General features: G+C 69.9%; 7 protein-coding genes. 3 read left to right on the forward strand and 4 right to left on the reverse strand.

What is annotated here, in order from left to right:
• Positions 1–17: 17 nt before the first annotated feature.
• Positions 18–842 (reverse strand): M15 family metallopeptidase, encoded by an 825-nt coding sequence (locus CG723_RS34800; protein ID WP_100597509.1) that lies wholly within the window; start codon positions 840–842, stop codon positions 18–20.
• Between the two features lie 72 nt (positions 843–914).
• On the opposite strand from CG723_RS34800, the gene CG723_RS34805 reads away from it, so the two are divergent.
• Complete coding sequence (locus tag CG723_RS34805) at positions 915–1448, forward strand: NUDIX domain-containing protein (protein ID WP_100597510.1); 534 nt, start codon at positions 915–917, stop codon at positions 1446–1448.
• A 38-nt stretch (positions 1449–1486) separates the two neighbouring features.
• Here CG723_RS34805 and CG723_RS34810 read toward each other — a convergent pair whose 3' ends face one another.
• Positions 1487–3844 (reverse strand): glycoside hydrolase family 31 protein, encoded by a 2358-nt coding sequence (locus CG723_RS34810; protein WP_100597511.1) that lies wholly within the window; start codon positions 3842–3844, stop codon positions 1487–1489.
• A 214-nt stretch (positions 3845–4058) separates the two neighbouring features.
• Between CG723_RS34810 and CG723_RS34815 the strand changes: the two genes are divergently transcribed.
• A complete protein-coding gene (locus tag CG723_RS34815) occupies positions 4059–6035 on the forward strand; it encodes an acetoacetate--CoA ligase (RefSeq protein ID WP_100597512.1) in 1977 nt (658 codons plus the stop codon).
• A 78-nt stretch (positions 6036–6113) separates the two neighbouring features.
• Positions 6114–7016, forward strand: coding sequence for a hypothetical protein (locus CG723_RS34820; RefSeq protein WP_100597513.1), 903 nt, complete (start codon positions 6114–6116; stop codon positions 7014–7016).
• A 62-nt stretch (positions 7017–7078) separates the two neighbouring features.
• Here CG723_RS34820 and ptsP read toward each other — a convergent pair whose 3' ends face one another.
• Together ptsP and CG723_RS34830 are read right to left on the reverse strand one after the other, a co-directional pair.
• The gene (ptsP, locus tag CG723_RS34825; protein WP_100597522.1) at positions 7079–8749 is read right to left on the reverse strand and encodes a phosphoenolpyruvate--protein phosphotransferase; all 1671 of its coding nucleotides are present in this window, start codon (positions 8747–8749) and stop codon (positions 7079–7081) included.
• Positions 8750–8823: 74 nt separating this feature from the next.
• Positions 8824–9273, reverse strand: a complete 450-nt coding sequence (locus tag CG723_RS34830) for a PTS sugar transporter subunit IIA (RefSeq protein WP_100597514.1) — start codon at positions 9271–9273, stop codon at positions 8824–8826.
• Positions 9274–9653 lie beyond the last annotated feature (380 nt).

Here is a 9653-nt window from a genome sequence, read left to right on the forward strand (position 1 = left end):
GCAGATCTGATGGATCGTCAGAAGTGTGCCATGGGCCGGCCGCTCAGGGAACGCCGCGAGATGGGGAAGTCGAAGTACGTGTCCGGGAAGAGCTCCGGCTTGTACGTGAAGTGCCACCACTCCTCGGGCAGGTTCACGAACCCCTGCGCGGCCAGGGCGCCCCGCAGGAGGTCACGGTTCGCCCGCTGCGCCCCCTGGATCCGCGGGTCATCGGTGTGGGCGAGCGTGTCGAAACAGTCGAAGCCCGTACCCATGTCCACCGAGTTGTCGGGGAAACGGTCCTTCTTCGGCCCGTAGCAGGGCGCCAGCCGCTCACCGGGCACGTACGCGCGCGTGGGCACCGCCGGCAGTTTCACGACGGTCAGATCGAGCGTGGAGCCCCGGCTGTGCCCGGACTTCTCCGCGATGTATCCGTCGGCGAACAGTCGCGTCTTGTCGACCTGCGGATAGAACTCCGCCTTCATCCGCTGGTCGTCGAGGTCCTTGGCCCAGCGCACGAAGTGGTCGACCGCCCGCTGCGGCCGGTAGCAGTCGTACACCTTCAGCGAGTAACCCCGCTTCAGGAGCCCCGCCTGCGCCTTGTGGAGCGCCTTCGCGGCAGGTTCGGTGAGGATGCACATCGGCTTCTCGTAGCCGTCCACAGGCGCCCCGACGAAGTTGTGCGGAGTGATGTAGCGGATCTCCTGGATGATCGTCGGGTCGACGTCCCGCAGCGCCACGAACTGCGCGGGAGCCTTGGGCTCGGGCTTCGCCTGCGCGGCGCTGGGAGCGGCGGCGGTCCACAGGAGCGCGGCGGCAGCGGTGACGGCGAGTCTGCGTAGGGCAGTTGCTGTTCGTGTCATGAACCCTGCATCTATCAGGATCAAGGGTGGCCAGGGAAGAGCGGCGCTTCGCGATCGGATACAGTCCGCGGCGTGTCAGCACCCCACCACATAACCAACGCCGTTCCGGATTCTCACTGTTCGAGCTGTGGAACCGCCTACGGACCCGACGTCTCGGGATGGCCGCGCACGTGCCCGGCCTGCGCCGACGTGAGCTACCGCAACCCCCTGCCGGTCGCGGTCGCCCTCCAGGCCGTCTACGACAGCCGCGGTTCCGCTCTCGTCGTGATCACCCGGACCATCGCCCCCGCGCGCGGGGGAGTCGCCCTGCCCGGCGGGTTCGTCGACCACAGGGAGGACTGGAAGGACGCCGTCGTCCGTGAGCTCAAGGAGGAGACGGGCATCGAGGCGGCGAGCCGCGACGTGCGCCTCGCCGACGCGATGAGCTCGCCCGACGGACACCTGCTCCTGTTCGGCCTCCTCCCGGAACGTCCGGCCGCCGAACTGCCCGAGCCCGCCGTCACTGACGAGACCGAAGGCTGGCACCTCCTGCGCCGCCCGGCCGAACTCGCCTTCCCTCTCCACACCCTGGCCGCCCGCGCCTGGTTCGAGGGCCGCTACGTGTGACGCGCGCAGCCGCATGACCTCCCCAGCCCTCTGAACGCTCAGAGCCCGCGGATCCGCACCGGGTACGCGGGCTCGGCCGGCCTTCCCTCGTCCTGCCGCTCCACCACCACACTGCCCCCGCTCCACCGCGTGGTGTAGCGCTGAACGTCCGGTGCCTGCCAGCCGTCACCGACGTCGGGCACGACAACCCCGCCGCCGGTACGCCCCTGCGCCGGAGCCCACACCTCAAGGCACAACTCCCCGTCCTCGCCCCGCACCGGGATCACCGCGCCCGCCCGCGCGAAGACGGGAACACGGGACAGCGGCGCGTCCACCAGAACCTGACCGGGCCCCTCGTGAGCCTGCCCGCTCTCCGTGTCGTACCAGCGCCCACGCGGCAGTCGCACCGCCCGCCGGTCCGCACCCGGCTCCAGGACCGGAGCCACCAACACGGAGTCACCCAACAAGAACGCGTCCTCGCAGTCCCGCAACTCCCTGTCCTCCGGAGCTCCCCACCACACAGGCCGCGCATATGGAGCGCCCGTACGCCGCGCGAGATGAGCCAGCGTCACGAAGTACGGCAGCAGCCGCCTGCGCTCGACGAGCGCCACGCGCGCGTGCCCCAGCACCTCGTCACCGAACTCCCACGGCTCCCGACGCCCCGCCCGCAGCGCCGCATGCGTACGGAACAGCGGCAGATACGCACCCAGCTGGAGCCACCGCAGATACAGCTCAGGAGACGGATCACCGTCGAACCCGCCCACGTCCGGGCCCGAATACGGCACTCCGCACAACCCGAGGCCCAGCACCAGGGACAACGACGCGCGCAAACCGGGCCACCCCGTGGCCACATCCCCGGACCACGTCCCTCCGTAGCGCTGCATCCCCGCCCAGCCCGAGCGCGAGAAGAGGAACGGCCGCTCCTGGGGCCGCAGTTCACGCAGCCCCTCGTACCCGGCGCGTGCCATGCACAGCCCGTACACGTTGTGCGCCTCCCGATGGCAACCGCCCCGCCCCTCCAGGGAGTGCCGTGCCGAACGGGGCAGCGTCGGGTCACCGAACGCGGCGAACGACGCCGGCTCGTTCATGTCGTGCCAGAACCCCGAGAACCCCTGGGCGAGCCGCTCCTCGTACAGGCCGCCCCACCACTTGCGCACCGCGCGGTCGGTGAAGTCGGGGTATACGGACTCACCCGGCCACACCACGCCACGTACCGGTCTCCCCGCAGCGTCCTTCACAAAGGCGTCCACGGACGCTCCCGCGTCGTACACGGCGTTACCCGCCTCCGCCTTGACCGCGGGGTCGACGATCGACACCAGCCGCACACCTTCCCCGCGCAGCTCCTCGGCGAGCCGCGGGAGCCCCGGATACGTCTCCTGGTCGACCGTGAACACCTGAAACGCGTCGAGATGATCGATGTCCAGATGCACCGCGTCGAGCGGAAGCCCCCGCTCCCGGTAGCCCGCGACGATCCGCCGCACTTCGTGCCCCCCGCCGAAGCCCCAGCGCGCATGCTGATACCCGAGTGCCCAGGCCGGCGGCAGCGCGGGCGCACCGGTCAGCGACGTCCACGCGCGCAGCACGCGCGCGGGGGCACCCACCATGACCCAGCAGCGCAGCGGCCCGCCCTCCATCCGGACCTCGCACGTCCCCGCCCGGTCGTGCCCGGAACCGGCGCCCTCCGCGCCCTCCGACAGGGTCACCGTGCCGTCCCACGAGTTGTCGTGGAACACCAGATGGGTGCCGGCGTCGGCAACCACCATCTGCACCGGCATGGTCAGATACAGCGGATCGTCACCAGGCCCGAAGGAACCGCCCGGATCGGTGTTCCACAGCCGGTACGCGCCGTCCCGCAGCCGAGGCCCCGAGGCCCGGCCGCCCAGCCCGAAGAACCGCGCGTCGGCGGCCACCTCGGACCGCTGCACCCACCGCGCCTCGCCCCCGCCCACAGGCTCCCACCAACGCGGCGGCAGATCACGCCGCAGCACCACACCCCCCGGAGTGCACACGGAGACGGCGCCGTGCCGCGACACGACGACGGTCACCCGCTCCGCCACCACCCGCCAGCCGCCGTCCTTGTCCGGCTCCAGGACAGCCCGGGGATCCGGTTGCGGACATGAACCCGCCAGTGCGTACGACGGTTCCGGGTCCGCCCCGTCCCAGCCCCAGAAGGCCGCGCCCGTCACCGTCACCGTGATCCGCAGTCGGGACCGCGTGAACCGGACGACACCACCACCGGGCGCCGGCTCGGCCCCCGTCACCGGACCCGGCACCCGCGCCCGTTCCGGCCCCCGGCGCCGCAGACCCACCGCATCGGCCCGCTTCCTGCGCCACGAGGAGCGCACCGCCCGCAAACCCTGGACCGCACCCACCAAGCCAACCGCCCTCACCGCGCGTACCAGGTCACGACCGTTCATGCTGCTCACCCTGTCATTGCGGGGCGCGCAATAGTGAGTCGTTCAACTGCCGTTCATCCGTGGTGGCAGCACATCTTCACGACACGGACTATGTGGGGCGCAACCTGGTGCGGAAGTCGATCACGTGGCATCGTCCCTGTCAGCCGCGTCACGCGCACACACCGGCCCGTGCGCGGGACCGACGCACACCACGCGTACATCCGGGAGCCGCCCCATGCCGTCCGCAGCGAATCCGACGCCGCTCTGGAAGCCCGACAAGGAATTCATCGCCGAAGCGCAGATCACGCGCTTTCAGGCCTGGGCGTCCGAACACTACGGAGCCCCCGCCGACGGCGGTTACGAAGCGCTGCACCGCTGGTCGGTGACCGAACTCGACACGTTCTGGAAGGCTGTCGCCGACTGGTTCGACATCCGGTTCACCACCCCGTACGCGCGCGTACTCGGCGACCGTTCCATGCCCGGAGCCGAATGGTTCCCCGGCGCCACCCTGAACTACGCCGAACACGCCCTGCGCACCGCCACGGACCCCGAGCGCGCGGACAGCCCGGCCATCCTCCACGTGGACGAGACACAAGAACCTCGCCCCGTGACCTGGGCGGAACTGCGCCGCCAGGTCGGCTCGCTCGCCGCCGAACTGCGCGCCATCGGCGTACGCCCGGGCGACCGCGTCAGCGGCTACCTGCCGAACATCCCCGAGGCCGTCGTCGCCCTCCTCGCCACCGCGGCCGTCGGCGGAGTCTGGACGTCCTGCGCCCCCGACTTCGGCGCCCGCAGTGTCCTCGACCGCTTCCAGCAGGTCGAACCCGTCGTCCTGTTCACCGTCGACGGCTACCGCTACGGCGGCAAGGAGCACGACCGCCGCGACACGGTCGGTGAACTCCGCGCCGAACTGCCCACTCTCCGCGCGGTCGTCCACATCCCGCTGCTGGGCACGGACGCCCCCGAAGGGGCCCTTGAGTGGTCGGAGCTCACATCCGCCGACACTGAGCCCGTCTTCGAAGCCGTCCCCTTCGACCACCCGCTGTGGGTTCTGTACTCCTCAGGAACGACGGGACTCCCCAAGGCGATCGTCCAGTCCCAGGGCGGCATCCTCATCGAGCACCTCAAACAGCTCGGCCTGCACTGCGACCTCGGCCCCGGCGACCGGTTCTTCTGGTACACGTCCACCGGCTGGATGATGTGGAACTTCCTCGCCTCCGGCCTCCTCACGGGCACCACGATCGTCGTCTACGACGGCAGCCCCGGATACCCCGACACCGGCGCCCAGTGGGCCGTCGCCGAACGCACCGGAGCCACCCTCTTCGGCACCTCGGCCGCTTACGTCATGGCGTGCCGCAAGGCCGACGTCCACCCCTCGCGCGACCACGACCTGTCCCGCGTCAAGTGCGTCGCCACGACCGGCTCGCCGCTCCCGCCGGACGGCTTCCGCTGGCTCCACGACGAGGTGCGCGAAGACCTCTGGATCGCCTCCGTCAGCGGCGGCACGGACGTCTGCTCCTGCTTTGCCGGAGCCGTCCCGACCCTGCCCGTCCACATCGGCGAACTCCAGGCCCCCTGCCTCGGCACGGACCTCCAGTCCTGGGACCCGCAGGGCAAACCGCTCATCGACGAAGTCGGTGAACTCGTCGTCACCAACCCCATGCCCTCGATGCCGATCCGCTTCTGGAACGACCCCGACGGCAGCCGCTATCACGACAGTTACTTCGACACCTACCCCGGCGTCTGGCGGCACGGCGACTGGATCACGCTCACCTCCCGCGGTTCGGTCGTGATCCACGGCCGTGCGGACTCCACCCTGAACCGTCAGGGCGTCCGCATGGGTTCGGCCGACATCTACGAGGCCGTCGAACGCCTCCCCGAAATCCGCGAGTCCCTCGTCATCGGCCTCGAACAGCCCGACGGCGGCTACTGGATGCCTCTGTTCGTCCACCTCGCGCCCGGCGCCGTACTCGACGACGACCTCCGCGCCCGCATCAAGCAGACCATCCGCGAGAACCTCTCCCCGCGCCACATCCCCGACGACATCATCGAAGCCCCAGGCGTCCCGCACACCCTCACCGGCAAGCGCATCGAGGTCCCCGTCAAACGCCTCCTCCAGGGCACCCCCCTCGAAAAGGCCGTCAACCTCGGCTCGGTCGACAGCGTCGAACTCCTGCGCTTTTACGAGGAAATCGCCCGCAACCGCCCCTGACCGAACCCGGTTCCACCGCCGCTGTCAGTGCCCACGATTACTCTGAGTGAGCATTGACTACAGCTCCCAGGGGGAACCATGGCGCACACCCAGAACACCCAGCACGCCGGCATGCGACGCGTCCTGCGCCGTGAAGTCGCGGGCATCATCGGCCTGCTCGCCGACGAACGCGACTTCACGGCAATGCGGAGCTACCGCACCTTCGCCTTCGACGACCACGACACGTACCTCCAGCAGGTGGAGAACCTCCTCCAGGCCCTCGCCGCGCAGGGCGGACACACCACCGTTGCCCTCTTCGACCCCGAGGAGTACGCGGAGTTCTGCGCCGAGACCGGCCTCGAACCGGACACCCCCACCAGCCGCACCCGCTTCACCGCCGAACTCGCCGTCATGGGCACCACCGTGCCGTACGAGGGACAGCCCCTGGCCGACCTCCTGCCCGACCTGGTCGACGAGGCCGTCCGCCAGGCCACCTGGGAGTACGCCTCGTCCGTCCTCGCCAGGATCGGACCGTGCGGCGCCTGTGGCCGGGACATCGGAAGGGACGCCTTCGCCCGCGCCTCGCACCTCCTGACGCGGGTCCTCGACGCGGCAGGCACCGGCGCCCACCACCTCGTGTGCAGCATTCCCACCGGCGCGGAATCGGTGCTGTCGGTACTCCACGTCGACCGCTGCACCGAGGACAGCACACGACTCGACGAGAAGGAGGCGCTCGAGTTCACCACGGTCCTCGCACTCGGCATCGCCACGGCAAGCCCGGGCGGCCTGGTCATGCGCACCACTGCCCCGGACACGGACGACCGCGTCCAAGGCTGGCGCCTGCGCGACGAACGCCTGCTACCGCTCACCGCGGCAGAAGTCTTCGACGCCTACTGCACCGACGCCCAGTCCGGCGACCTCGTCGCACCCGAGTCCGGCGTCGACTACTGCGCGGCACCCGATCTCGGAGACACCGGCCCCGAGGTCGGGCACACCCACTGAAACGACCGTGGGGCGCTCCACCACGAAGGTGAAGCGCCCCACGACGGCAAACCGGCTTGTGGCTACTCGCCGGAAAGCACTGCCTGAGCGGCCTTGCGGGCCTCCTCGGCGGAGTCCGAGGCACGGGCGGCCGAGGCCGCACGCTCGCACTGCGCCAGCGTGTACTTGCCGAGCGTCGCCCGCACGTAAGGAATCGACGCCGCACCCATGGAAAGGGAGGTGACACCCAGACCGGTCAGGACGCACGCGAGCAGCGGGTCGGATGCGGCCTCACCGCAGACGCCACAGCTCTTGCCCTCGGCCCTCGCCGCATCCGCGGACAGGGCGACCAGGTCGAGCAGCGCGGGCTGCCACGGGTCCTGAAGCCGGGACACCGCACCGACCTGCCGGTCGGCGGCGAACGTGTACTGCGCCAGGTCATTGGTCCCCAGGGAAAGGAACTCGACCTCCTGAAGGATCGAACGCGCCCGCAGAGCGGCCGACGGAATCTCGACCATCGCGCCGAACTTCGCCTCAAGCCCCGCCTCACGGCACGCGTCGGCGAAGGCCTTCGCGTCGGCACGGTCGGCGACCATCGGCGCCATGACCTCGAGGTAGACCGGCAGGCCCTCAACAGCCTTGGCCAGCGCGGTCAGCTGCGTACGCAACACCTCAGGGTGCTCGAGCAGCGAGCGCAGCCCACGCACACCCAGAGCCGGGTTCGGCTCGTCCGCGGGCGTCAGGAAGTCCAGCGGCTTGTCCGCACCGGCATCGAGGACGCGCACCACGACCCGGCCCTCGGGGAACGCCTCGAGAACCTTCCGATACGCCTCGACCTGCTTCTCCTCGGAAGGAGCGCGGCTGCTGTCGTCCAGAAACAGGAACTCGGTACGGAAGAGACCCACACCCTCCGCACCGGCCTCGACCGCGGCCGGAACGTCGGCCGGACCGCCGACATTGGCAAGGAGCGGCACCTTGTGACCGTCGGACGTCGCACCGGGACCGGACGACCCGGCCAGCGCGGCCTTCCGCGCGGCGGAGGCGGCCTCCAGCTCGGCCCGCTTCTCCGGACTCGGATCGACGAAGATGTCGCCGGTGCTGCCGTCGACTGCGATCACCGTGCCCTCGGCGAGCTCACCCGCACCGGGCAGCGCGACCACGGCCGGCACCCCGAGCGCACGCGCCAGAATCGCGCTGTGACTGGTCGGCCCGCCCTCCTCGGTGACGAAGCCGAGCACGAGCGTCGGGTCGAGCAACGCCGTGTCCGCGGGAGCCAGGTCCCGCGCGATGAGTACGTAGGGCTTGTCGCTGTCCGGGACACCGGGCATCGGCACTCCGAGCAGCCGCGCCACGATCCGGTTCCGCACGTCGTCCAGGTCGGCGACGCGACCCGCGAGGTACTCACCTGCACCGGCCAGCAGCGCCCGATAAGACGCGAAGGCGTCGTACACCGCACGCTCGGCCGTGCTGCCGACCGCGATACGTCGGTCGACATCGGCCATGAGCTCCGGGTCCTGCGCCATCATGGCCTGGGCCTCGAGCACATGCTGTGCCTCGCCACCCGCCAGATTGCCGCGCGCAATCAGATCGGCCGCCACAGCCTCCACGGCCTGACGGGCGCGCCCCTGCTCGCGCTCCGCGTCCTCCGTCGGAATCTGCTTGGCCGGCGGCTCGAGAACCGCCGTCCCCATGTGCCGAACCTCGCCGATCGCCACACCGTGGCTTACGCCGACGCCTCGCAGCGTTGTCTCCATCTCACCGTCTCCGATAGTGCGGCGGGCCCAGCCGCCGCGGTGGTTGACCTGCATGCCGCCAGCGACGGCCCCCGTCACTTCCAGCTGAAGAGTGCGTCGCCGGACTTGACGTTGCCGTCCTCGATCACATCGGAGAGGGACTCGGCGGTGGCCTCGAGGGCAACGATCGGGCAGATCGGGGACTTGCCGGCGGCTTCGACGGCGGCCGGGTCCCAGCGCACCATCTCCTGACCGCGCTGCACGGTGTCGCCCTTGTTGACGAGGAGCTCGAAGCCCTCGCCATTCAGCTGAACGGTGTCGATGCCCAGGTGCGTCAGGACGCCGTGACCCTGATCGTCCACCACTACATAGGCGTGCGGGTGAAGAGAGACGACGATGCCGTCGACGGGCGCGACAGCCGCCGAGGGCTCGCGCACCGGATCGATGGCGGTGCCGGGGCCGACCATCGCACCGGAGAAGACCGGGTCAGGAACGGCGGAGAGTCCAATGGCGCGTCCGGCGAGCGGGGACGTCACACTGGTCATGGCAAGCCTCCCAGGGGTGGAGATTGATGGTCGCCGTCACTGCATGTCCTGGACGGCGTACCGTTTCAGAGCGTAAGTCATAAAAAGTCCCGGTTCCCCATGAGAGGTACCGGTTGGCTGACGTAGAGGGTGCACGCAAACGATTTGCGCCCGCCCTGCACGCCCATGTACTGTCGTACTCCCGCTTGAGGCCGAGCGGCACTTTCGAGTGCCTGGTGGCTCAGCGGCAACTATCACGACAGATCTTAGCTTTGATCGACTTCTGCATGCCCGCAGGAGTTCATGGTCGGAGCGGCGGAAAATGGCTGATAGTGTTTGGACCGCCGGAAAGGGAAACGCGGAAGCCGAAAGGCCGGAGCGGAAACCTGAAAGGCACCGAG

The organism is Streptomyces sp. CB01635 (assembly GCF_002803065.1).
Taxonomy (GTDB): domain Bacteria; phylum Actinomycetota; class Actinomycetes; order Streptomycetales; family Streptomycetaceae; genus Streptomyces.